The sequence below is a fragment of the Caulobacter sp. 10L414 genome, from assembly GCF_056395525.1.
Genome location: NZ_JBFTJR010000037.1, coordinates 13,376 through 35,185, shown reverse-complemented (window position 1 = coordinate 35,185; position 21,810 = coordinate 13,376). Strand labels below are relative to the sequence as shown.

The window sequence follows — 21,810 nt, the reverse complement described above, 5'->3', positions numbered from 1 at the left end:
AGACATGGCGGCGCTTTGCAACGGCGAGGGCAGGGGGCAAGCTGGCGGCGTTGTCGCGGTGTGCGGCAAAGGTCGTGCTGGCCTATCGGTGTTTTAGGGCATAAACCTCGGCCGATAACGAAGCATGCGACAGAGGCTGGCCCAAAACAGCCTCGCCCCTAGGAGGAACGCGTTGATCGAGTCGGTTCTGATCGCCAATCGCGGCGAGATCGCGCGCCGGATCATCCGCACCGCGCGCGAGATGGGCGTGCGCACGATCGCCGTCCACTCGGAGGCCGACACCCACGCGCCGTTCGTGATGGAGGCCGACATGGCCATCCTGATCGGCGGCTCGCCGGCACGTGAAAGCTATCTCGATCCGGCCAAGATCCTGGCCGCCGCGCGCCAGACCGGCGCCGAGGCGATCCACCCCGGCTACGGCTTCCTGTCGGAGAACGCCGACTTCGCCCAGGCCGTGATCGACGCAGGGCTCGTCTGGATCGGCCCGCCGCCGTCGGCGATCCGCGCCATGGGCCTGAAGGACGCCGCCAAGAAGGTCATGATCGAGGCTGGCGTGCCGACCACGCCGGGCTATCTGGGCGACGACCAGTCGGTGGAACGCCTGACGACCGAGGCCGGAAAGATCGGCTTCCCGGTGCTGATCAAGGCCGTGGCCGGCGGCGGCGGCAAGGGCATGCGCAAGGTCGATCGGGCGGAAGACTTCGTCGAAGCCCTGGGCTCGTGCCGCCGCGAGGCCGCCGCCAGCTTCGGCGACGACCGCGTGCTGCTGGAAAAGTGGGTCACCCGTCCGCGCCACATCGAGGTGCAGGTGTTCGGCGACCAGTTCGGGGACGTCGTCCACCTGTTCGAGCGTGACTGCTCGCTGCAGCGCCGCCACCAGAAGGTCATCGAGGAAGCGCCGGCCCCCGGCATGGACGAGGAGACGCGCGAGGCCGTCTGCGGCGCGGCCGTGCGCGCCGCTCAGGCCGTCGGCTATGTCGGCGCGGGCACCGTGGAGTTCATCGCCGACGCCAGCGAGGGCCTGCGCGCCGACCGCATCTGGTTCATGGAGATGAACACCCGGCTGCAGGTCGAGCATCCGGTCACCGAGATGGTCACCGGCCAGGACCTGGTCGAGTGGCAGCTGCGCGTCGCCTCGGGCGAGCCGCTGCCGCTGGCCCAGGACGAGATCGAGCTGCAGGGCTGGGCCATGGAGGCGCGCCTCTATGCCGAGAACCCGGCCACCGGCTTTTTGCCCTCGACCGGGCCTCTGAAGCACTTCCGCCTGCCGGAGGGCGACGTACGCGTCGACAGCGCGGTGGAGGAGGGCGGCGAGGTCACGCCGTTCTATGATCCGATGATCGCCAAGCTGATCGCCCACGGCGTCGACCGCGAGGACGCCGCCCATCGCCTGGCCGAGGCCTGCAAGCTGGTCGAGGTCTATCCGGTCAAGACCAACGCCGCCTTCCTGGCCGCCTGCGCGAGCCATCCCGACTTTGTCGAGGGCGCGATCGACACCGGCTTCATCGCCGCGCGGCTGGACGAACTGGTCGAGCGCCAGTTCTCGGACGCTCCGACCCTGGCCGCCATCGGCCAGCGGCTGGAGACCTTCATGGCCGCCGATCAGCCCAAGGCCGACCCGTGGGCCAGCGCGCCCTCGCGCCTGCTGGGCTTCCGCATGGGCGCGCCGCGCGCGGCCATGGCGCTGCCGCTGACCGTGGACGGCGCCAGGGTTCCGCTGCGGGTGGGGCTGGTGACCGGCGCCGGCGACGACTGGTCGTGGGACATCACCGTCGAGGACGGCCGGCCGCTGGACGACGTCGACGTGCTGCCCGGCGTCTATGGCCGCGATCCGCTCTATGTGTTCGAGGGCGGCGACGTGCGCGAGTTCGACTTCGCGCCCCAGGTCGGCGGCGGCGCCCATGGCGCGGCCTCGGACGGGGCGATCCTGTCGCCGATGCCGGGCAAGGTGGTGTCGGTGGCGGTTTCGGCCGGCCAGTCCGTGACCAAGGGCCAGACCCTCCTGGTGCTGGAAGCCATGAAGATGGAGCACGCCCTGGCCGCGCCGTTCGACGGCATGGTGGGCGAGCTCACGGCCGTAGCCGGCGGCCAGGTGGCCGAGGGCGTGGTGCTGGCCCGGCTTGAGGCTGTCTAACCTAAACCTCTCCCTATGGGAGAGGTGGGTTTGGAGCGGTGAGGGAGGTTCTAAGCCGGCAGCCTCGCCAGTTCGCTGTCCTCGTCCTCGCTTTCGTCCAGCGCGCCCAGTTCGCCCCGGGCCCGCGCGGCCTTGCCGTAAAGCAGCTCGAACAGCGGGCTGGCCATCAGGGTGGTGATGATCGCCATCAGCACCAGCATCGAGAACAGCGCTGGGCCGATGATGCCCTTCTGCAGGCCGATGTTAATGATGATCAGCTCCATCAGGCCGCGGGCGTTCATCAGGGCGCCGATGCCGCAGGCGGTGGCGTTGTCCTGACCGGTGAGGCGCGCGGCGGCCCAGCAGGCGCCGCCCTTGGCCAGGATCGAGCCGGCCAGGATCACCGCGGTCACGGCGACCAGGCTGATGCTGTTGACCATGGTCAGCTGGGTGTGCAGGCCCGAGAAGGTGAAGAACATCGGCAGCAGCAGGACGACCGCGAACGGCTCCAGCTGCTTCTTGACCTCGCGGCTCAGCACGCCGCGCGGCAGCACCGTGCCCAGGATGAAGCCGCCGAACACCGCGTGGATGCCGACCGCGTCCATGGCCCAGGCGCTGAGCATGAACAGCATGACCACCACGCCTAGGATGTTGGGGGTGACCTTGCCTTCGCGCTCGGCCCAGCGGCCCAGCGGGGCCAGGAGCTTGGGGCCCAGGGTGATCATGAAGACGGCGAACAGGCCGCCGCCGACGATGGCCTTGACGGCAACGGCCGGACCGCCGCCGAAGGTGGCCAGCACGATGGCCAGCACCGTCCAGGCGCCGGCGTCGTCGATGGCGCCGGCCGACAGCGAAAGCGTGCCGAGCGGGGTCTTGGACAGGCCGCGCTCGTGGATGATGCGGGCCAGCATCGGGAAGGCGGTGATCGAGATCGCCGCGCCCATGAACAGCGTGGCCTGGAAGGTGTCGATGCCCTTGCCGAACAGGCCAAGGCTCAGCAGCCACGGCGCGATGCCCACGGCCACCAGGAACGGCGCGGCCATGCCCGACAGCGACACGGCCGCCGCGCTCTTGGCGTTGCTCTTGAAGTGGTCGGCCTGGAAGCCGAGGCCGACCAGGAACATGTAGAGGCCGACGCCCATCTGGGCGCCGACATAGAGCACGCTTTTGGAGTCCTTGGGGAACAGCATGTGCTGGATGTCGGGGGCCAGCAGGCCCAGCAGCGACGGGCCCAGCAGCACGCCGGCGATCATCTCGCCCACCACCTGAGGCTGGCCCAGATACTTCTTCGCGAGCCAGCCGACGAGCCGGCTGACGGCGATGATCACGAACATCTGCAAAAAGAAGACAACGCTGAGCTCAGCCGCCGTCATGGTCCCATTCCCCCGAAATCGCGCCGTCATTCGACGGTCGCCGTCTCTTCCCTTGACGCTCCGATATCATCGGTCGGGAACCGGACCTAGATGTTAAATGATAGCGTTGTCACGTAGTCGCCGGAGGCGAGCGCTTGCGCGGCGACCGCAGCGCGCTAAATCCGCGTACATGGCTCTGCACATGATCAAGCTGGTCGTAGGCTGCGACACGATCGACGACCTCGTCGCCTGGCACAAGGAAGGTCATCCCTGGGTGATGCACACCCGCATGACCCCCAAGCGGATCGACGAGATCCTCGACGGCGGCTCTCTGTATCGGGTGTTCAAGGGCCAGGTGCTGTGCCGCCAGACGATCCTGGCCATCGACACGGTGGGCGAGGGGCAGAACGCGCGCTGCGAGGTCACGGTCGACCCGACCATCGTGCGCGTCGCGCCCCAGCCGCGCCGGGCCTTCCAGGGCTGGCGCTATCTCAAGCCCGAGGACGCGCCGCCCGACCTGAGCGAAGGCGAGGCCGCCGACATGCCGCCGGAGCTGGCTCGCCAACTCCGGGAGCTCGGGGCCTGGTGATCGCTTAGCGGATCATCAACCCAGGCGTGCGAAGCTGGCCGCTCGACCTTTTCGGGGAGAGCGAAGATGCGACTGGCCTATATGGCGCTCGGCATGGGTTTGCTGTTCCTGGCGATGGTGATCGCCGTCGGCATCGCCCTGGTGGCTAAGGGGTAGGGCGCTTAAGCGCCCATGTTGTCGATCAGGCGGGTCTTGCCCAGCCAGGCGGCCGCCAGCAGGCGAGCCTTCGCGCCGTGCAGCGCATCGGGACCCAGGCGTGACAGGTCGTCGGCGTCGCGGAAATCGAAGTAGTCCACCTGACGGAAGCCGGCGGCCTCGAGCGCGGCCTTGCCGGCGGCTTCGGCCGTCTCGACGCGTTCGCCCGCCTGCACGGCGGCGATGGCGGCCTTCATGGCGTTGGGCAGGGCCACGGCGGCGGCGCGTTCCTCGCTCGTGAGGTAGGCGTTGCGCGAGGACAGGGCCAGGCCGTCCTCGGCGCGGGCGGTCGGCGCGCCGACGATCTCGACGGGCAGATCAAGGTCGCGGGTCACGCGCCGGATGACCTGCAGCTGCTGGTAGTCCTTCTCGCCGAAGACGGCGATGTCGGGCTCGGCCTGGATCAGCAGCTTGGTGACCACGGTGGCCACGCCGCCGAAGAACTGCGGGCGGGCCGCGCCCTCCAGCGGCTCGGAGACGCCCGTCAGGTTGATCGTGGTCGAGAAGCCCTGCGGGTACATCTGCGCCGCGTTCGGGGCGAACAGCAGGTCGCAGCCGGCGCTTTCCAGCAGTTGGGCGTCGCGGGCCTCGCCGCGCGGATAGGCGTCGAAGTCCTCGTGCGGGGCGAACTGCTTGGGATTGACGAAGACGCTGGCCACGGTGCGCTTGACGCGGGTCTGGGCCAGGCGGACGAGCGACAGGTGGCCGTCGTGCAGCGCGCCCATGGTCGGGATCAGGCCCACCTGTTCGCCCGCGGCCTTCCAGGCGCGGACCTGCTCACGCAATTCGGCGACGGTGCGGACGATACGGGTCATGTCGGGGGAACTCTGCTGCGACGCAAAAACGAGCGTTCGGACGCGCGGCTTATGGCCGATATGGGACAGCGGGTCCACCTGCGACACCGAGTCTGTGGACGCAGGGCGCCATAAGATTGACGCTAGGAGCGCGCAGGGCGTTTCATGCGCGTTAAGATTTTGGTTAGATTCGCCCGAGTCGGCGGAACGAAGGATGAAGCCTATGGCCGAAACGCGCGTGATCGTCGTCGGCAACGAAAAGGGCGGGGCCGGCAAGTCCACCATCGCGATGCACCTGATGACGTCGCTGCTGTACGGCGGCGCCCGGGTCGCGATCATGGACCTGGACCTGCGCCAGTGCACCAGCATGCGGTTCTGCGAGAATCGCGCGGCCTGGCTGGCCGGCAACGACGTCAAGTTGCCGATGCCGCAGACCTTCCGCCTCAGCGACGACGACATCGCCCTGGCGGCGGCGTCGGAAGCCGAGCAGGTGGCCGCGTTCGAGAAGGCCTTCCTGGCCGCGCGCGAGGTCGCCGACTTCGTGCTGATCGACACCCCCGGCGGCGACACCCAGATCACGCGCATGGCCCACGGCCTGGCCGACCTGATCGTCACCCCGATGAACGACAGCTTCGTCGACTTCGACATGCTGGGCCACGTCGACCCGGTGACCATGGAGCTGCAGAAGCCCAGCCTCTATTCCCAGACGGTGTGGGAGGCCCGCAAGGCCCGCGCCATGGCCGGCCAGCGCCAGCCGCTGGACTGGGTGGTGCTGCGCAACCGCCTGGCCACCACCGAGGCCCGGAACCGCAAGCGCCTGGAAGACCGCCTGACGGCCCTGGCCAAGCGCGTGGGCTTCCGCATGGGCCCCGGCCTGCGCGACCGCGTGATCTATCGCGAGCTGTTCCCGTTCGGCCTGACCATCGCCGACCTGTCGACCCAGGTCCGTCCGGTGCCGGTGTCGCTGCAGCATCTGGCCGCGCGCCAGGAACTGCGGGCGCTGATGCACTCGCTTGGCCTGGCCGCCTTCTCGGGCGAAACTCTGCTCGCCGCCCAGTAATCGGCTGGGGCGGCGCCGGGTCCGCGCATGCTCTTCTATCTGATCCTCGGCGCGGTGGTCGTCGCCTGGTTGCTGTGGGGAAAGCGCAAGCCGCTTTTCGCCGGCGAGGGCTGGCGGATCGGCGCGGGCGTCATGTCGGCCGCCGCCTTCGCGGGCGCGGCCTATACCGGCGTCCGCAGCCAGTGGCCGGTGGCCATCGCCCTGGGCGTGATCGGCCTGTGGTGCGCCACCTCGGCCCGCCAGCGGCCGGTGGTTCGCAAGGTCGCCGAGCCGACCAAGGCCCAGCTTTCCGCCAGCGAAGCCCGCTCGATCCTCGGGGTCGACGCCAAGGCCGGCCCCGACGAGATCCAGGCCGCCTACGCCCGCCTGATCCGCCTGGCCCACCCCGACAAGGGCGGTACGGCGGGACTGGCGGCGCAGCTGAACGCCGCGCGAGACCGGCTGCTCAAGGGGCGGTGAGGGAGCTCTCCTCATTGTCATCCCGGCCGTAGCGAAGCGGAGCGCCGGGATCTCCAGTCCGGCGTGGGAGATCCCGGCTCTACGGCTGCGCGCCTTCGGCCGGGATGACAGGGATGTTGGGGCAAAGAAAAAGCCGGCGACCGCGAGGTCGCCGGCTTTCCTGTTTCTGGCTCGGCGCCTGCGATCAGCGCGGAGCGATGACCATGCAGGGCTGGCGCTTGGCGGTGATCGCCGAGCAGGCCGCGCGGGCGGCGTCGGCGGTCATGCCCTGGAACTGGGCGCGGAAGGCGCCGCCGGCGGCGCTGACCACGGCGCCCTCGGCGTCGGAGACGGCCTTGGCGAAGCGGCCGCGGACGATGGAGAGCTGCTTGTTGGCCAGGCTCTTGGACTGGAAGGCGCCGACCTGGACGCTCCACTCGCCCTTGGTCTTCTTCGGCGCCGGCTTGGCGGCGTCCTTGGCGGCCTTGAGGGTGGGGGAGACCTTCACCGGGGCGGGCTTGGGGTTGTCGGTCAGCACGATCTTCAGGCCGGCCTGGTCGCCGTCGCCCTCTTCCGAGGAGGGGCGCATGATCGGGCCGGTCGGATCTTCTTCGTAGAGGTTGGCGGCGATGCTGGTGCGCTCGCCGTGCGAGCGGCGCTTCATCACGTCGAAGCCGGTGGTCAGCAGGTCTTCCATGTTGTTGTCGCGCCAGGCGGTGGACGAGCCGCCCAGGACCACGGCGATCAGGCGGCGGCCGTCACGCACGGCCGAGCCGGCGAGATTGTAGCCCGAAGCATTGGTGTAGCCGGTCTTCAGGCCGTCGAAGCCTTCCATGCTGGTGAGCAGGCGGTTGTGACCGCGCACGTAGTTGCCGCGGAACTCGAAGCCCTTGAGGCTGAAGTAGGAATAGTACTGCGGGAAGTCGCGCATGGTGGCGCGCGACAGGATGGCCAGGTCGCGGGCGGTGCTGATCTGGCGGCTGTCGGGCAGGCCCGAGGCGTTCACGAAGCGGGTGTTGCGCATGCCCAGCTCCTGGCCCCGCAGGGTCATCAGGGCGGCGAAGCGGCTTTCGCTACCGCCCAGCTTTTCGGCCATGGCGGTGGCGATGTCGTTGGCCGACTTAACGGCCATGGCGCGAATCGCCTCGTCGACGCTGAGGCTGTCGCCCGGACGCAGGCCCATCTTGGTCGGGGCCTGGGCGGCGGCGCGCGGCGAGATCGGCACGCGGTCGGTCAGCTTCAGGCGGCCTTCGCTCAGCGCCTCGAAGGTGAGGTACAGCGTCATCACCTTGGTGACCGAAGCCGGGTAGCGCGGGCTGTCGGCCCGTTTGTCGTAAAGGACTTCGCCCGAGTTGGCGTCGATCACGATGGCCGCGTACTTGGGTTCGGCGGCGTTCAGCTGCAGGTACGGGATCTGAGCCGAAGCGACGGTGGGAGCAGCGACGCCAACCAGCGAAGCCGCGGCGAGGCCGGCGGCGACGAGGAGGCGACGGGCGGATTTAAGCTTGGCGAACATGCGACAAACGTCCGTCATTTGAACTGAGCGGTTCCGCACCGCCACACGCGTGAGAGCTAGCATGCGCGTTGTCGCCTTACGCCAAAGTAAACAACTGGTGAGCGATTTCGCCGCACATTAAGATAAAACTTAGGCGTTGCGGCAACGCTTCGCTGCCTGGGCGTTCAGACCACGGAGCAGCTTCACCCTAGGTTATGGTGCGCTGCACAAAAACGTTTGACTGCTGCACTGCAACATGAGAAAACCATGTCGTCCCAACGCATGGCGCGGGATCGCGGCTGGAAAACTCCAAAAACGCCGCGTCGTCCCACCATGACCCGCCCAGGAGCCCTCCCCATGGCCGTCACCGAGACCCTGAAGAGCACCGTCGAGCAGTACACCTCCGCCAGCAACCAGGCGTTCAAGGATGGTGTCGACAAGTCCCTCGCCGCCCTGGCCGAAGCCAACACCCATTCCAAGAAGAACCTCGAAGCCGTGGTCGCCTCGGTGACCGCCGCGACCAAGGGCGCCGAAGCCCTGGGCGCCGAAGCCTTCGCCTACTCGAAGAAGGCCGCCGAGGACCAAGTGGCCGCCGCCAAGGCGCTGGCCGCCGCCAAGAGCGTGCAGGAAGCCGTCGAGCTGCAGACCGCCTGGGCCAAGTCGGCCCTGGAAGCCTACATCGCCCAGCTGAGCAAGGCCTCGGAGATCGTCTCGGCCTCGATCAAGGACTCGGTGAAGCCGCTGAACGAGCGCGTCACCGCCACGGTCGAGAAGTTCCAGGCCGCGCGTTAATTCGAAATTCGGAACGGCCCCGCTTGCGGGCCGTTCCGCAAGTCTACCCAGCCTTCAGGCTCGGACCTTTCGGTCCGGGCCTTTTTTCTTGCCCTTGGCCCAGACCCCGCGTCCGGGCCTTTATCCTTGCCCCTGGCCCGGCGGCGGCCGGGCCTTTTTCCTTGTACGAAGGCCCGCCCTTGCTAAGCATGCGCTCTCGGTAAGGGAGCGTTTGAATGTCGAAGGTGGAAGAGCGTCTGGCGGGTCTGGGGATCACGCTGCCGCAGCCGGCGGCCCCGGTGGCCAATTACGTGCCGTTCGTGCGGTCCGGAAACCTCGTCCACATCTCCGGCCAGATCTCCATCGATCCGGCGGGCGGCATCAAGGGCACGGTCGGCGTCGACGTCGACCTGGAGACCGCCCAGAAGGCCGCGCGCCTGTGCGGCGTGAACCTGCTGGCCCAGATCAAGGCCGCGGTCGGCGACCTCGACAAGGTGGCGCGGGTGGTCAAGCTGGGCGGCTTCGTGCAGGCCGGCCCCGACTTCATCGACATTCCCAAGGTCATCAACGGCTGCTCGGACCTGATGGTCGAGGTGTTCGGCGACGCCGGTCGCCACGCCCGTTCGGCCGTCGGCGTCTACAAGCTGCCGCTGGGCTTCGCCGTCGAGGTCGACGCGGTGGTGGAGGTCTTCTGATGCGCGCGCGTCCGCGGCCCGGGACCGAGGTGTTCGGCGAGGCGTGGGAGCGCCTCTTCGATCCGCCGATCGCGCACCGGGGCCTGTGGACGCCCGATGGCGCGCCCGAGAACTCGCTGGCCGCCTTCCAGGCCGCTTGCGCCAAGGGCTACTCCATCGAACTGGACGTGCAGCTGACGGCGGACGGCCAGGCGGTGGTCTTCCACGACGATCGCCTGGAACGCCTGACGGGCGTCGAGGGGCGCCTGCGCGACCACACCGCCGCCGAACTGGCCGCGATGAAGCTGTCGGGCACTGACGAGACCATCCCGACCCTGGCCGACGCGCTGGCCGTGATCGGCCACCGGGCCATGGTCCAGATCGAGCTCAAGACCCCGTTCGGCGAGGTCGGCGAGCTGGAGAAGAAGGTCTCTGAGATCCTGATCGACCATGCCGGTCCGATCGCCGTGATCGGCTTCAATCCTTACTCCCACGCCTGGTTCGCCGATCACAATCCGCAGGTCCTGCGGGGCCTGGATTCCTACAGCTGGAACGACGAGAACGCCCGCAAGCTGGCGCCGGAACTGCGCCGGTCGCTGGCGGCGCTGGAGCAGGTCGAGATCGCCAGGCCCGACTTCCTGGCCCTGGGTCTGGACATGCTGCCCAGCCCCCGCGCCGACGTCTTCCGCGCCAAGGGCATGCCGATCGTCGCCTGGACGGTGCGCTCGCCCGAGCAATGGGACGCCGTTTCCGACCATTGCGACAACCTGATCTTCGAGGGCTTCGCTGCGTGAGTTCGCTTAAGGCGGAGGTGCGCGTCCACCGCCGCATCGCCGATATCGGCCGCGAGGCCTGGGACGCCTGCGCCGGGCCCTCGGGTGATCCCTTCGTCAGCTTCGACTTCCTCGACATTCTCGAAGAGAGCGGCTGCGCGTCCGATCGCACCGGCTGGGCCCCGCATCACGTCAGCGTCGCCGACACCGACGGCGCCATCGCCGGGGTGATGCCGCTCTATCTGAAGAACCACAGCCAGGGCGAATACGTCTTCGACCACGCCTGGGCCGACGCCTATGAGCGGGCGGGGGGCGCCTACTATCCCAAGCTTCAATGCTCGGCGCCGTTCTCGCCGGTGACCGGACCGCGCCTGATCGCCCGGCCGGACGTGGATCCCGACGAGGCGAGGGCGGCCCTGCTGGGCGGCGCCTTGACCCTGTGCGAGCGCATCGGCGCCTCGTCGCTGCACGTGACCTTCCCGACGGAAGATGAGTGGGACTGGATGGGCGACCGGGGCCTGCTGCGCCGGCAGGACCAGCAGTATCACTGGGAGAACGCCGGCTACGCGACGTTCGACGACTTCCTGGCGGCCCTGTCGTCCAACCGCCGCAAGACCATCCGCCGCGAGCGTCGCGACGCCCAGGACGGACTGGAGATCGTCGCCCTGAGCGGCGACGAGTTGAGCGACGAGCACTGGGACGCCTTCTTCGGCTTCTACATGGACACAGGCGCGCGCAAGTGGGGGCGGCCATACCTGAACCGCCGCTTCTTCTCGCTGCTGCACGAGCGGATGGCCGACAAGGTGCTGCTGATCCTGGCCCGGCGGCCGGGCGGGCCATGGATCGCCGGCGCGCTGAACCTGATCGGCCGCGACTGCCTGTACGGTCGCCACTGGGGCTGCACCGAGGACGTGCCGTTCCTGCATTTCGAGCTCTGCTACTATCAGGCCATCGAGCACGCGATCAGGCTGGGCCTGCCGCGTGTCGAGGCGGGCGCGCAGGGCCAGCACAAGATCGCCCGCGGCTATCTGCCCAGCGCCGTCTACTCGGCCCACTGGATCGCCGACCCGGCCCTGCGCGAGCCGGTGGCCCGCTATCTGGAGCGCGAGCGCGAGGCGGTGACCGAGGACATGGTGATGCTCACTGAGGAGTACTCGCCGTTCCGGCACCAGGGCTAAAGCGCCAATCCCGGTTAGTGCAGAACAACCTCGGCGACCTTGTCGCGGTAGCTCTTCTTCGGATCCTCGCCGAGCATCAGCTTCACGCCGGCGAACAGGCTGTTCTCGTTGCGCCAGATCCGGGCGTGCTCGGGCTCGAAGCGCAGCAGGCGAAGCGTCGGGTCGGTCTTGCCGGTGAACCAGGCGGCCACGTACGGGCTCCAGAGTGCGTCGATGGCCTGCCGGTCGTTGTCTATGCGCAGACGGCCGTCGATCTCGGCGAACAGGTCGTGGCCCTTCGAGGCGAAGTGCATCACCGCGTCGCGCTCACGGTCGAGGGCGGCGACCATGTCGCAGTCGGCCGAGGTGAAGATCCATAGCGGGCCGCCTTGCTCGCTTTCCATCAGGGCGGTCATCGGCTGGCTGTGGCCGCCCTGGACGTCGGGCAGGCCCAGCATGACGGTGCGGTCGGCCCTCATGGCCTTCCAGAACCGGGCGGTGAGATCGGCTTCCTTGGACATGGTCTTGTCCTCCCGCCGTAGAAACGTGGCCGCGCCCGGCGCCGTTCCCGTCAGGAGCGGTCCCAGGCCGCCTTCAGCAGCGCCTTGACCTCGTCGTCGACCTCGGCCGGGGAGGCGAGGGGCAGCTTGGCCTTGAGCCGCTCCGACCAGCTTTCGTTCCTGGGCTCGGAAAGGCGAGGGGAGGCGTCGGGCGTCAGGGCAAGGCCCAGCGACACCGTTCCGCCCTTCAGCGGCCGGGCGGCGGCGAACTGCACCTTGCCCGACCAGGCCGTGAAGGCCTTGCGCTGGCCGGTGACGATGCCGGGGAAGTCCGCGACGGCCGCCTCGATCGCTTCCAGGATCGCGGTCGAGGCCGGGTCGGTCCACAGCGCCGCGCGCAGGCCGGCCGCGTCGTCCCAGCCGAGTTCCGAGGGGAAGGCCACGCCCAGGATGTGGGCGGCGCGGTTGACGCCCAGGCCGTGATTGGCCTTCAGCCAGTCGACGCGGGCCTTGGGCTTGGTCTCCTTGCAGTCGCGGCGGACGATCTCGACCCATTGCTCCAGGGTCTTGCCGGTGTTGCGCTCCAGGCTGGCCTGCACCGAGGCGAACCACTTCTTCTGGCGTTCGGTCAGGCCCTGGCCCGTCTCGTCGGTCTTGCCCACGCTTGCGCCCCCTCCCTGGTTTGCTAGGACCGTCCTCTACGCAAGGGAGCGGTCCATGAGCCTGACGGGAAGCTACGACGACGCCAACATCTTCGCCAAGATCGTGCGGGGCGAGATTCCCAGCGTGAAGATCTTCGAGGACGACGCGGTCCTGGCCTTCATGGACGCCTTCCCGCAGTCGCGCGGCCACGCCCTGGTGATCTCCAAGACCTCCAAGGCCCGCAACATCCTCGAGGTCGAGCCGCAGGTGCTGGCCGAGCTGGCCGCCGCGACCCAGAAGCTGGCGCGCGCGGTCACGGCGGCCCTGAAGCCCGACGGCGTGGTGGTCACGCAGTTCAACGGCGCTCCGGCCGGCCAGACCGTGTTCCACCTGCACTTCCACGTCATCCCCCGCTACGAGGGCGAGGCGCTCGGCCGTCACGGCGGCGGCATGGCCGACATCGACCAGCTGAAGGCCCTGGCGGCGAAGATCAGCGCGGCGCTTTAGGCGCACGGCTGGCGCGGCCCCCGCCGTCCGCTTCGCGGCCACCTCCCCCAGAGGGGGAGGGTCTTGGTCGGCGCCCAGATGCTCCCCCTGAAGGGGGAGGGTCTCTGGATGCGGCTTTTCGGCCGCGCGCCTTCGCTGCGATGGAGAAGGCGCGGGGCGTCCGGTCCGCAAACCCGACTGGACGTGCGATCAAAGAAAAAGGCCCGGATCGCTCCGGGCCTTTTCCATTCCTATGCGGCTCTGGGCCTTAGTCGGCCAGGGCCGGCTCCTCGGCGTCGTCCGACTTGCCGGACTTGCCTTCCGAGGCGCTTTCGATGTCGAAGCCGATCTTGCCGTTCTCGAGCACCACCTTGACGTGGCCCCCGCGGGTGAGGCGGCCGAACAGGATGTCGTCGGCCAGCGGCTTCTTGATGTGCTCCTGGATGACCCGGGCCAGCGGACGGGCGCCGTAGAGCTCGTCGAAGCCGTTCTTGGCCAGCCAGTCGGCCGCGTCGTCGGCCAGTTCGATCGTGATGTTGCGGTCGGCGAGTTGCGCCTCCAGCTGCATGACGAACTTCTGGACGACCTGGCGGATGATCTCCGGCGTCAGCGGCTTGAAGGCCACGACGGCGTCCAGGCGGTTGCGGAACTCCGGCGTGAACAGGCGCTTGAGCGCGGCGTCTTCCTCGCCCTCGACCTTCGAACGGCCGAAGCCGATCGAGTTGCGCTGGGCGTCCGAGGCCCCCGCGTTGGTGGTCATGATCAGGACCACGTTGCGGAAGTCGACCTTCTTGCCGTTGCTGTCGGTGAGCGTACCGTTGTCCATCACCTGCAGCAGGATGTTGTAGACATCCCCGTGCGCCTTCTCGATCTCGTCGAGCAGGACGACGGCGTGCGGGTGCTGGTCGACCGCGTCGGTCAGCTGGCCGCCCTGGTCGAAGCCGACATAGCCGGGAGGGGCGCCGATCAGGCGGCTCACGGTATGGCGCTCCATGTACTCCGACATGTCGAAGCGAAGCATCTCGATGCCCAGGGTCTGGGCCAGTTGCTTGGCCGCTTCGGTCTTGCCCACGCCCGTCGGGCCGCTGAACAGGTAGCTGCCGATCGGCTTGTTGGGTTCACGCAGACCGGCGCGCGCCAGCTTCATGGCGGCCGACAGCTGGGTGAGGGCTTCTTCCTGGCCGAACACCGCGCGCTTCAGGTCGTTCTCGAGCTCCTTGAGGGCCTCGGTGTCCGACTTGCTGACCGACTTGGGCGGGATGCGGGCGATCTTGGCCACGACGGCCTCGATTTCCTTGACCCCGATGGTCTTCTTGCGGCGGCTTTCGGGCAGCAGCATCTGGCCCGCACCCGCCTCGTCGATCACGTCGATCGCCTTGTCGGGCAGCTTGCGGTCGGTGATGTACTTGGCCGACAGCTCAACGGCGACCTTGAGGGCCTCGTTGGTGTACTTCAGCTTGTGGAAGTCCTCGTAGTAGGTCTTCAAGCCCTTGAGGATCTTGATGGTGTCTTCCACCGTCGGCTCGTTCACGTCGATCTTCTGGAAGCGACGGACGAGGGCCCGGTCCTTCTCGAAGTGCTGGCGGAACTCCTTGTAGGTGGTCGAGCCCATGCAGCGCAGGGTGCCCGAGGCCAGGGCGGGCTTGAGCAGGTTGGAGGCGTCCATCGCCCCGCCGCTGGTCGCGCCGGCGCCGATGACGGTGTGGATCTCGTCGATGAACAGCACCGCGTTCGGGTGGTTCTCGAGTTCCTTGACCACCTGCTTGACGCGTTCCTCGAAGTCGCCGCGATAGCGGGTGCCGGCCAGCAGCGCGCCCATGTCGAGCGAGTAGATGGTGGCTTCCGCCAGGACTTCAGGGACCTGGTGGGTGATGATCTTGCGGGCCAGGCCTTCGGCGATCGCGGTCTTGCCGACGCCGGGGTCGCCCACGAGCAGCGGGTTGTTCTTGGTGCGGCGGCACAGGATCTGGATCGCGCGTTCCACTTCGTTCGCGCGGCCGATCAGCGGGTCGACCTTGCCCTGGCGGGCCTTTTCGTTGAGGTCGACGCAGTAGGCCTCGAGGGCCTCGCCGCCGGTCTTGGTGTTGGGCTTTTCCTGGTCTTCCTCGACCGCGGTCGCGCCCTTGGCGGCCTTGGGCTCCGAAGCGCCGGCCTTCTTGGCGATGCCGTGGGCGATGAAGTTCACCGCATCGTACCGCGTCATGTCCTGCTCCTGCAGGAAGTAGGCGGCGTGGCTCTCGCGTTCGGAGAAGATGGCGACCAGGACGTTGGCGCCGGTCACTTCCTCGCGGCCGGACGACTGGACGTGGATCACCGCGCGTTGGATCACGCGCTGGAAGCCCGCCGTGGGCTTGGCGTCCTCCTCGTCGTCGACCACCAGGGACGAGAGTTCGACGTCGAGATAATTGACCAGGCTCTTCTTCAGAGCCGCCAGGTCAACGTCGCAGGCGCGCATGACGCCGGCGGCGTCGTCATCGTCGGTAAGCGACAACAGGAGGTGTTCGAGGGTCGCGTACTCATGCTTTCGCTGATTGGCGTACGCGACGGCGCGATGCAGGGATTCTTCGAGAGGACGCGAAAAAGAGGGCAAGGGGAGGCTCCTCAATCCTTTTCCATGGTGCACTGCAGCGGGTGCTGATGTCTGCGGGCTGAGTCGATCACTTGAGCGACCTTGGTCTCGGCGACTTCGTAAGTGAAGACACCGCAGACCCCGACGCCGTTCTGGTGAACGTGCAACATGATCCGTGTCGCGTCTTCGCGCGACTTGTTGAAGAACCGTTCGAGCACGTAAACGACGAACTCCATGGGGGTGTAGTCGTCGTTCAGGATCAGTACGCGATACAACGAGGGCTTCTGCGTCTTCGGCTTCACTTCCGTGACGACCGAAGAGCCCGCGCCGTTATTCTGTCCGCCTTGCTTTCGCTCGGCCATCGACCGCTTTCTCCCGGCGGGAACCAAATCACCCGCCTTCATGAATTAGATATGGAAAAGCGGCGGCTTTGGAAGAGGCCGCCGCCCGACTGCGCCGCTTTAGCACAGGGGCGCCGTCGAAATCGGCTTCACGTTTGGGAGAGCGGCGATAGGGGCCTGTGCGTTCCCGCGGCGAGGCTGCGAAATGGTGTGCGGCGCGTTGTCGCGCAAGGGGGAGAAGACCCTCTCCCCGAAGGGAGAGGTGTCGGCGAAGCCGACGGAGAGGGATGTGGCTCATGAGCCAGCGGCCGTCTCGACGTCAGAATGGACTTCCCCCTCCGGCCCTCCGGGCCACCTCCCCCTTCAGGGGGAGGGTCTCTGAAATCAGCCCGTCACCGTGTAGATCATGATCCCCGTGGCCACCGACAGGTTCAGGCTGTCGGCGCGGCCGCGCATCGGGATCTTGACGTTGACGTCGCAGGCGGCGGCCAGTTCGGGCGGCAGGCCCTGCTGTTCGTTGCCCATCAGGATCAGCGACGGCTTCACGTAGTCGGCGCTCTTGTGGTCGACGGTGGCGGTCAGCAGGGTGCCGACCACGCTGCCGGGCCATTCCTCGCGCCAGGCCAGGAACTCCTGCACGCTGGCCTTGGCGATCTTCACGGCGAAGACCGAGCCCATGGTCGCGCGCACGCCTTCGACCGAGTAGGGGTCGACGCAGTCGCCGACCAGGATCACCCCGCCGGCGCCGGCCGCGTCGGCGGTGCGGATGATGGTGCCGAGATTGCCCGGATCACGCACGGCCTGCAGGGCCACCCAGCAGTCGGCGCTCTGCGGCACGATGGCCGACAGCGGCGTGTAGACCTGCTTGAAGACGCCGACCACGGCCTGGGGGTTGTCGCGGCGCGAGACCTTCTCGAGGATCTCGCGGTTGACCTCGATGACCTCGCCGCCGGCGGCGGCGCAGGCCTTGGCGGCCTTCTGCAGCATCGGGTGGTCGGCCGCGTCGGGGCCGTACATCAGGATCTTGGGCGCGTGGCCGCAGTCGATCGCCTCGATGACGATCTTCAGGCCTTCGGCCAGGAACAGGCCGCTTTCCTCGCGCTCCTTGCGCATGTGCAGGGCGCGGACGGCCTTGACCGTGGCGTTGGTCAGGGAGGTGACGGTCTTGACGCTCATAGGTCTCAGGCCTCCGACGACCAGCGGGCGAAGAACGACAGGCCGATCTGGCGGTCGCCCTTGTCTTCCACGAGGGACAGCTCGCCCCAGTCGATGACGCCGGCGCGGCCGTCCAGAGCCTGGGCCAGCAGGCCCGACATGGCGGCCCCCGAGACACGGGCGGCATAGGCGTTCATCAGCAGGAAGTCGGCGTCCTCGGCCAGCAGCGCCGCGCAGTCGGCGGCCAGCGCCGGCAGGTCCTCGAACAAGCGCCAGACTTCGCCGTCGGGGCCGCGGCCGAACTTCGGCGGGTCGAGAATGATCCCGTCATAGACGTTGCCGCGACGCACCTCGCGGGCGACGAAGCGGCGGGCGTCCTCGACGATCCAGCGGATCGGCTTTTCGGCGAGGCCGGCGAAGGCGGCGTTCTCGCGCGCGAAGCCGACCGACTTCTTGGAGGCGTCGACGTGGGTGACGTGGGCCCCGGCGGCGGCGCAGACCAGGCTGGCGACGCCCGTGTAGCCGAACAGGTTCAGGATCTTGGGCTGACGGCCGCGGGCCTTGATGAAGGCGCGCACGCGTTCGTCCTGCCAGGCCCAGTTGGCGGCCTGCTCAGGAAAGAAGGCCAGGTGGCGGAACGGCGTGAACTGGCCGTGGAACTTCGCCTCGCCCCAGGCCAGGTCGAACTTCTCGATCGGCTTGCCGCGGAAGCGCCAGCGGCCGGCCTCGTCCTCGTCGGACGGGTCGAACACGGCGTCGGCTTCGTCCCAGGCGCTGGCCGGCAGGCGCGGCTCCCAGAAGCACTGCGGCTCGGGACGGACGACGGTGTAGCGGCCGTAGCGCTCCAGCTTCTTGCCGCGCCCGCTGTCGAGCAGGGCGTAGTCGGCCCAGCCGGTGGTGCGCATGACGAGGGGAGAGGCGGCGATGGTCGGGTGCATGGCCACGCCATACGCGCTCAGCCCAAGCGTCGTCCAGCCCGAGGCGCATGCGGGGTCTTGTCCCAGTGGTGCGGACGCAGGACGAACTGCACCAGCGCATGGCAGCCGGCCCAGCCCTGCAGGAGCCAGATCAGCGGCAGGCCGAGCAGGTCCAGCCACCTGGCCTTGCCGCCGGCGCGCCGCCGGCCGACCACGGCGGCGATGGCCGATCCGCTCCAGGCGTAGGTGAACAGCGCCAGGCCGGGGCCGTCGATCACGGCATGGCCGTCCGGCGCCAGGTCCAGCAGGATCATCAGCATGGCGCCGGCCAGGATCGGCGCGTGCAGGTGCGTGGAGACCAGCGACAGGAAGAGGGTCAGGAACAGCGCCAGGGCCACGCGGGGCCTGCGGGCGGCGGGACCGCGCAGGTGCACCAGCAGGGTGGCCAGGTGACCCTTGATCCACCGCGCCCGCTGCGGACGCCAGGCCTTCCAGGTGGTCGGCGCGGTTTCCAGCGTCGGCCGGTCGATGACGCCGAGCGCAAGGCCGACGGCGGCCAGCCGGAAGCCGACATCGGCGTCCTCGGTCACGTTGAAGGCGTCCCACCCGCCGATGGCCCGCAGGGGCGCGACGGCGAAGTGGTTGCTGGTGCCGCCCAGGGGGAAGGCCAGCCGCCAGCGCGCCAGGGCCGGCAGCAGCACTTCGAAGTGGGCGGCGTATTCCTGCTGGAACTGCCTGGGCAGCATGCCCGAGATGGCCGGGATCTCGATGCGCAGCGGGGCCTGCAGGCAGGCCAGGCTGGCCGGCCCCGCCGCGAAGCGGGCGGCGGCCTCGCGCAGTTGGCCCGGGTCGGGCGCGTCCTCGGCGTCATAGATGACCAGCAGCTCGCCGCGCGCCCGCTCCAGGGCGTGATTGCAGGCCCTGGGCTTGGTCTTCGGACCGCCCGGCGGCGTGATCAGCACTTGGACGAAGGCGGGCAGGTCGAGGGCGTGGAAGGCCGCGATGGTCTCGGTGTCGTCGGCCTCCAGCACGATCAGGGCCTGCAGGCGATCGCGCGGATAGTCCAGGCGATCGAGATTGGCGACCAGCTCGGCCGCCACCGAGGCTTCCTTGTAGAGCGGCGCCAGCACCGTGTAGGCGGGCAGGGCGTGGTCGGGCAGGGGCGGCGCGGCGCTCGCGCGGCGGGGCGTGCAGGCGGCGACCAGCCGCAGCGTGGCCAGCAGGGCGAAGAGAGCCAGGCCCGTCCATTTCAGGACTTCGAGCGTCCGGCCGGGGGCGAGCGCCAGGGCGGCGGCTAGGCCGAGCACGATCGCCGCTCCCGCGATGCTCTGCGCCGGGCTCAGCCGTCGATGCGCGCCGTCCGCGACGGGAAGCGGCGAGACCTGGGGCGGATCGGGCAGGATGGCGTGATCCAGCCCATCGACGTGCAGCCGTCGTTCCTCACGCGCCATGTCGTCCCCCAGCCCCTCTGGCCTGAACCTAGGCCTTTCGGCGGGAACGACTCGATTAACTCAACCATAAAGTGTCAAATGGAAAAATGCGCGTTCTACGCAAAACCGGCGTTACGCTTGTCGGCCCTGGGTGATTCCCGTTTAGTGTCAGGTCGGGGAAGAGGGAGGAAGTACCGTATCGTGACCGTCGCGTTGAAGAAGCCGCCCAGGTCCGCCCGCAAGCCCAAGGGCGACGGGCACATGCGCCGGGGCGAGATCCTGGCCGCCGCCGAGAAGATCTTCATCGCCGAGGGCTATGCCGGGGCGACGATCCGTAAGATCGCCGACGCCGTGGGCGTGTCCTCGACCGCGCTGTACATGCACTTCCGCGACAAGGACCAGATTCTGCTCGAGATCGGCAAGGAAGCCATCGAGAAGCTGCTGTCGATCAACGTCGCCCTGTCGCAGGAGCCGATCGACGCGGTCGAGAAGGTGCGGCGGATGCTCGACGCCTACATGCGCTTCGCCTTCGAGAACCCCAACACCTACCAGCTGGTGTTCTGCGGCTCGAACGAGGCGATCTCGGTCGAGAAGCAGCAGGCGGTGTCCGATCTCGGCGACCGCTGCTTCGACGAGTTCAGCGGTCCGATCCGCGAGATCGCCGCCGCCGGCCGCCTGAAGACCGGCACGGCCGAGAGCGCCGCCCAGGTGCTGTGGGCCGCCTGCCACGGCATCGTCTCGCTGGTCATCACCAAGCCCAGCCGCAGCTGGGCGCCGGCCGAGGAACTGATGCAGGTCACGCTGGACGGGGTGATGCACGGCCTGATCGCCGACAGGTAGCAGCCGGGCGCGGCGGGCGACAAACGGTCGCACCTGCGAAATTTCCCCGCAGCGCCAGAGGCTTAGCCGGCTTGCGAAAATACAACGTCGTTCGATGGAGCGGTGGTGGTAGCGGGTTAACTCTTGGGCACTAGAGCCCCGCCGCATGAGCAGACTTCATGTTGTGTGTGCGGGCCTTGCGGCTCTGGCCTGGGCGAGCGGCGCGAACGCGCAGGAGGCGTCGCTGCTCGACGCCGTGAAGGCCGGCAAGCCGCTGCTGGAGATCCGCGCCCGCTACGAGCGCTACGACCAGACCAAGACCGCCACGCTGCGCAACAACGCCGAGGGCACGACGGTGCGCACGCGCTTCGGCTGGGAGACCGGCGCCTGGCATGACGTGAAGGCCCTGATCGAGTTCGACGACGTCCGTCGCGTGGGTCCCGAGCACTTCGCCATCACCACGCCAGGCGTCTCCACGCCACTGAACGGCGCCGACAAGGCGCGCTTTCCGGCGATCAACGATCCCAACGTCACCGAGGTGAACCGCGCCCAGCTGCAATGGACGCCCAGCAAGGCGCTGCAGCTGACCGCCGGCCGCCAGAAGATCCAGTTCGACGACCAGCGCTTCGTCGCCGCGGCCGCCTGGCGCCAGGACGAGCAGACCTATGACGGCCTGCGCGCCGACCTGTCGCTGAGCCGCTTCAAGGGAACCTATGTCTACGTCACCCGCGTGAACCGGGCCCTGGGCGAGCGGCGCGACTGGGACAGCGACAGCCATTTCGTCAACGCCAGCTGGACCTTCTCCGAGGCCCTGAAGGCCACGGGCTTCGTCTACGCGCTCGATTTCTCGGACTCGCCGCTCAACACCTCGATCACCAAGGGCGTGCGGGCCGTCGGCAAGGCAAAGGCGGGCGCTTACACCCTGAACTATTCGGGCGGTTTCGCGCGACAGAGCGACTATCACCGCGCCACCGCCGACTACGAGCTCGACTATCTGGGCGGCGAGATCGCCGCCACGCGCGGGATCTATACGGCCCAGCTCGGCTACCACACGCTGGAAGGTGACGGCACGCGAGGCTTCGGCGCGCCGCTGGGCGCGGCCCACGGCTTCTACGGCTGGGCCGACGCCTGGTCGTCGCTGGGCGGCAACAAGAGCTTCGCCGACGGCCTGGACGACCTGAATTTCACCGTCACCCTCAAGCCGAAGATCAAGGTCCGCAACTTCTCGAGCCCCGAGCTGCTGGTCCGCTATCACGACTTCGACGACGACCGCACGGGTGTCGACCTTGGTCACGAGTGGAACGCCCAGCTGACGGCGACCATCGCCCCGAAGCTGTCGGCCCAGCTGAAGTATGCCGGCTTCGACCGGGTGGCGAGCGTGCCGACCGGTACCCCGGCGCCGCCCGCGTCGCGCAAGAAGGTGTGGTTCACCCTCGAGTACAAGCTCTGAGATCGTCCGTAGCGAGAGGAGGGCGCCCGGTTTGCGGGCGCCGCTCAAGTCTTGGGCGCCGTGCCGCTGCGCAAAAACGGCGCCGCACCT

21 protein-coding genes are annotated in these 21,810 nt (G+C 68.4%); 11 read left to right on the top strand and 10 right to left on the bottom strand.

Features of this window, described 5'->3' with window-relative positions; genetic code table 11:
• Nucleotides 1–172 precede the first annotated feature (172 nt).
• Nucleotides 173–2,134 (top strand): acetyl/propionyl/methylcrotonyl-CoA carboxylase subunit alpha, encoded by a 1,962-nt coding sequence (locus AC1DCG_RS15550; protein WP_477030768.1) that lies wholly within the window; start codon nt 173–175, stop codon nt 2,132–2,134.
• 50 nt (nt 2,135–2,184) lie between these two features.
• Here the strand turns inward: AC1DCG_RS15550 and AC1DCG_RS15545 are convergent, their stop codons facing one another.
• A complete protein-coding gene (locus AC1DCG_RS15545; RefSeq protein ID WP_477036720.1) occupies nt 2,185–3,486 on the bottom strand; it encodes a cation:proton antiporter in 1,302 nt (433 codons plus the stop codon).
• A 169-nt stretch (nt 3,487–3,655) separates the two neighbouring features.
• Between AC1DCG_RS15545 and AC1DCG_RS15540 the strand changes: the two genes are divergently transcribed.
• Nucleotides 3,656–4,054, top strand: a complete 399-nt coding sequence (locus AC1DCG_RS15540; RefSeq protein ID WP_165259941.1) for a DUF1489 family protein — start codon at nt 3,656–3,658, stop codon at nt 4,052–4,054.
• Between the two features lie 161 nt (nt 4,055–4,215).
• Here the strand turns inward: AC1DCG_RS15540 and panC are convergent, their stop codons facing one another.
• On the bottom strand, nt 4,216–5,064 hold the full coding sequence (gene panC / locus AC1DCG_RS15535) for a pantoate--beta-alanine ligase (protein WP_477036719.1): 849 nt from the start codon (nt 5,062–5,064) through the stop codon (nt 4,216–4,218).
• Nucleotides 5,065–5,266: 202 nt separating this feature from the next.
• On the opposite strand from panC, the gene mipZ reads away from it, so the two are divergent.
• Complete coding sequence (mipZ, locus tag AC1DCG_RS15530; protein ID WP_101719620.1) at nt 5,267–6,103, top strand: division plane-positioning ATPase MipZ; 837 nt, start codon at nt 5,267–5,269, stop codon at nt 6,101–6,103.
• 27 nt (nt 6,104–6,130) lie between these two features.
• Nucleotides 6,131–6,562, top strand: a complete 432-nt coding sequence (locus AC1DCG_RS15525; RefSeq protein WP_477030765.1) for a J domain-containing protein — start codon at nt 6,131–6,133, stop codon at nt 6,560–6,562.
• A gap of 184 nt (nt 6,563–6,746) precedes the next feature.
• On the opposite strand, the gene AC1DCG_RS15520 is transcribed toward AC1DCG_RS15525, so the two are convergent.
• Nucleotides 6,747–8,057 carry a D-alanyl-D-alanine carboxypeptidase family protein gene (locus tag AC1DCG_RS15520; RefSeq protein WP_477030764.1) on the bottom strand — a complete coding sequence of 437 codons (1,311 nt, stop codon included), beginning with the start codon at nt 8,055–8,057 and terminating at the stop codon, nt 6,747–6,749.
• Nucleotides 8,058–8,393: 336 nt separating this feature from the next.
• Between AC1DCG_RS15520 and AC1DCG_RS15515 the strand changes: the two genes are divergently transcribed.
• The 4 genes from AC1DCG_RS15515 (at nt 8,394) to AC1DCG_RS15500 (ending at nt 11,432) form a co-directional block, all read left to right on the top strand.
• Nucleotides 8,394–8,828: a phasin family protein gene (locus tag AC1DCG_RS15515; protein ID WP_165259949.1), complete on the top strand. Its 435-nt coding sequence runs from the start codon at nt 8,394–8,396 to the stop codon at nt 8,826–8,828.
• Between the two features lie 215 nt (nt 8,829–9,043).
• Nucleotides 9,044–9,502, top strand: coding sequence for a RidA family protein (locus tag AC1DCG_RS15510; protein ID WP_477036718.1), 459 nt, complete (start codon nt 9,044–9,046; stop codon nt 9,500–9,502).
• Nucleotides 9,502–10,275: a glycerophosphodiester phosphodiesterase gene (locus AC1DCG_RS15505; RefSeq protein ID WP_477030762.1), complete on the top strand. Its 774-nt coding sequence runs from the start codon at nt 9,502–9,504 to the stop codon at nt 10,273–10,275. The genes AC1DCG_RS15510 and AC1DCG_RS15505 overlap by 1 nt, the downstream gene beginning before the upstream one ends.
• Complete coding sequence (locus AC1DCG_RS15500; RefSeq protein WP_477030761.1) at nt 10,272–11,432, top strand: GNAT family N-acetyltransferase; 1,161 nt, start codon at nt 10,272–10,274, stop codon at nt 11,430–11,432. The genes AC1DCG_RS15505 and AC1DCG_RS15500 overlap by 4 nt, the downstream gene beginning before the upstream one ends.
• 14 nt (nt 11,433–11,446) lie before the next feature.
• Here AC1DCG_RS15500 and AC1DCG_RS15495 read toward each other — a convergent pair whose 3' ends face one another.
• Both AC1DCG_RS15495 and AC1DCG_RS15490 read right to left on the bottom strand, forming a co-directional pair.
• A complete protein-coding gene (locus tag AC1DCG_RS15495; protein WP_477036717.1) occupies nt 11,447–11,932 on the bottom strand; it encodes a pyridoxamine 5'-phosphate oxidase family protein in 486 nt (161 codons plus the stop codon).
• 50 nt (nt 11,933–11,982) lie between these two features.
• Nucleotides 11,983–12,573 (bottom strand): DUF4287 domain-containing protein, encoded by a 591-nt coding sequence (locus AC1DCG_RS15490; protein ID WP_477030759.1) that lies wholly within the window; start codon nt 12,571–12,573, stop codon nt 11,983–11,985.
• 55 nt (nt 12,574–12,628) lie between these two features.
• Here AC1DCG_RS15490 and AC1DCG_RS15485 point away from each other — a divergent pair, with 55 nt between their 5' ends.
• On the top strand, nt 12,629–13,060 hold the full coding sequence (locus tag AC1DCG_RS15485; RefSeq protein WP_477030758.1) for an HIT family protein: 432 nt from the start codon (nt 12,629–12,631) through the stop codon (nt 13,058–13,060).
• A gap of 247 nt (nt 13,061–13,307) precedes the next feature.
• Here AC1DCG_RS15485 and clpA read toward each other — a convergent pair whose 3' ends face one another.
• From clpA to AC1DCG_RS15460, 5 genes are all read right to left on the bottom strand, one after another.
• Nucleotides 13,308–15,629 (bottom strand): ATP-dependent Clp protease ATP-binding subunit ClpA, encoded by a 2,322-nt coding sequence (gene clpA, locus AC1DCG_RS15480; protein WP_477030757.1) that lies wholly within the window; start codon nt 15,627–15,629, stop codon nt 13,308–13,310.
• Between the two features lie 11 nt (nt 15,630–15,640).
• Nucleotides 15,641–15,970: an ATP-dependent Clp protease adapter ClpS gene (clpS, locus tag AC1DCG_RS15475; RefSeq protein ID WP_101715544.1), complete on the bottom strand. Its 330-nt coding sequence runs from the start codon at nt 15,968–15,970 to the stop codon at nt 15,641–15,643.
• Nucleotides 15,971–16,333: 363 nt separating this feature from the next.
• Nucleotides 16,334–17,125 carry a TrmH family RNA methyltransferase gene (locus AC1DCG_RS15470; protein WP_477030756.1) on the bottom strand — a complete coding sequence of 264 codons (792 nt, stop codon included), beginning with the start codon at nt 17,123–17,125 and terminating at the stop codon, nt 16,334–16,336.
• Nucleotides 17,126–17,130: 5 nt separating this feature from the next.
• Nucleotides 17,131–18,042 carry an RsmD family RNA methyltransferase gene (locus AC1DCG_RS15465; RefSeq protein WP_165259967.1) on the bottom strand — a complete coding sequence of 304 codons (912 nt, stop codon included), beginning with the start codon at nt 18,040–18,042 and terminating at the stop codon, nt 17,131–17,133.
• A 17-nt stretch (nt 18,043–18,059) separates the two neighbouring features.
• Nucleotides 18,060–19,472, bottom strand: coding sequence for a glycosyltransferase (locus AC1DCG_RS15460; protein ID WP_477030755.1), 1,413 nt, complete (start codon nt 19,470–19,472; stop codon nt 18,060–18,062).
• A gap of 180 nt (nt 19,473–19,652) precedes the next feature.
• On the opposite strand from AC1DCG_RS15460, the gene AC1DCG_RS15455 reads away from it, so the two are divergent.
• Both AC1DCG_RS15455 and AC1DCG_RS15450 read left to right on the top strand, forming a co-directional pair.
• Nucleotides 19,653–20,291 carry a TetR family transcriptional regulator gene (locus AC1DCG_RS15455; protein ID WP_165259971.1) on the top strand — a complete coding sequence of 213 codons (639 nt, stop codon included), beginning with the start codon at nt 19,653–19,655 and terminating at the stop codon, nt 20,289–20,291.
• 145 nt (nt 20,292–20,436) lie between these two features.
• Nucleotides 20,437–21,720: an alginate export family protein gene (locus AC1DCG_RS15450; protein WP_477036716.1), complete on the top strand. Its 1,284-nt coding sequence runs from the start codon at nt 20,437–20,439 to the stop codon at nt 21,718–21,720.
• Nucleotides 21,721–21,810: the final 90 nt, after the last annotated feature.

Excerpts from the sequence above, each read along its gene's own strand:
- AC1DCG_RS15545 (WP_477036720.1), bottom strand. The coding sequence starts at position 3,486 with ATGACGGCGGCTGAGCTCAGCGTTGTCTTCTTTTTGCAGATGTTCGTG.
- AC1DCG_RS15540 (WP_165259941.1), top strand. The coding sequence starts at position 3,656 with ATGGCTCTGCACATGATCAAGCTGGTCGTAGGCTGCGACACGATCGAC.
- panC (WP_477036719.1), bottom strand. The coding sequence starts at position 5,064 with ATGACCCGTATCGTCCGCACCGTCGCCGAATTGCGTGAGCAGGTCCGC.
- mipZ (WP_101719620.1), top strand. The coding sequence starts at position 5,267 with ATGGCCGAAACGCGCGTGATCGTCGTCGGCAACGAAAAGGGCGGGGCC.
- AC1DCG_RS15525 (WP_477030765.1), top strand. The coding sequence starts at position 6,131 with ATGCTCTTCTATCTGATCCTCGGCGCGGTGGTCGTCGCCTGGTTGCTG.
- AC1DCG_RS15520 (WP_477030764.1), bottom strand. The coding sequence starts at position 8,057 with ATGTTCGCCAAGCTTAAATCCGCCCGTCGCCTCCTCGTCGCCGCCGGC.
- AC1DCG_RS15515 (WP_165259949.1), top strand. The coding sequence starts at position 8,394 with ATGGCCGTCACCGAGACCCTGAAGAGCACCGTCGAGCAGTACACCTCC.
- AC1DCG_RS15510 (WP_477036718.1), top strand. The coding sequence starts at position 9,044 with ATGTCGAAGGTGGAAGAGCGTCTGGCGGGTCTGGGGATCACGCTGCCG.
- AC1DCG_RS15505 (WP_477030762.1), top strand. The coding sequence starts at position 9,502 with ATGCGCGCGCGTCCGCGGCCCGGGACCGAGGTGTTCGGCGAGGCGTGG.
- AC1DCG_RS15495 (WP_477036717.1), bottom strand. The coding sequence starts at position 11,932 with ATGTCCAAGGAAGCCGATCTCACCGCCCGGTTCTGGAAGGCCATGAGG.
- AC1DCG_RS15485 (WP_477030758.1), top strand. The coding sequence starts at position 12,629 with ATGAGCCTGACGGGAAGCTACGACGACGCCAACATCTTCGCCAAGATC.
- clpS (WP_101715544.1), bottom strand. The coding sequence starts at position 15,970 with ATGGCCGAGCGAAAGCAAGGCGGACAGAATAACGGCGCGGGCTCTTCG.
- AC1DCG_RS15470 (WP_477030756.1), bottom strand. The coding sequence starts at position 17,125 with ATGAGCGTCAAGACCGTCACCTCCCTGACCAACGCCACGGTCAAGGCC.
- AC1DCG_RS15465 (WP_165259967.1), bottom strand. The coding sequence starts at position 18,042 with ATGCACCCGACCATCGCCGCCTCTCCCCTCGTCATGCGCACCACCGGC.
- AC1DCG_RS15460 (WP_477030755.1), bottom strand. The coding sequence starts at position 19,472 with ATGGCGCGTGAGGAACGACGGCTGCACGTCGATGGGCTGGATCACGCC.
- AC1DCG_RS15450 (WP_477036716.1), top strand. The coding sequence starts at position 20,437 with ATGAGCAGACTTCATGTTGTGTGTGCGGGCCTTGCGGCTCTGGCCTGG.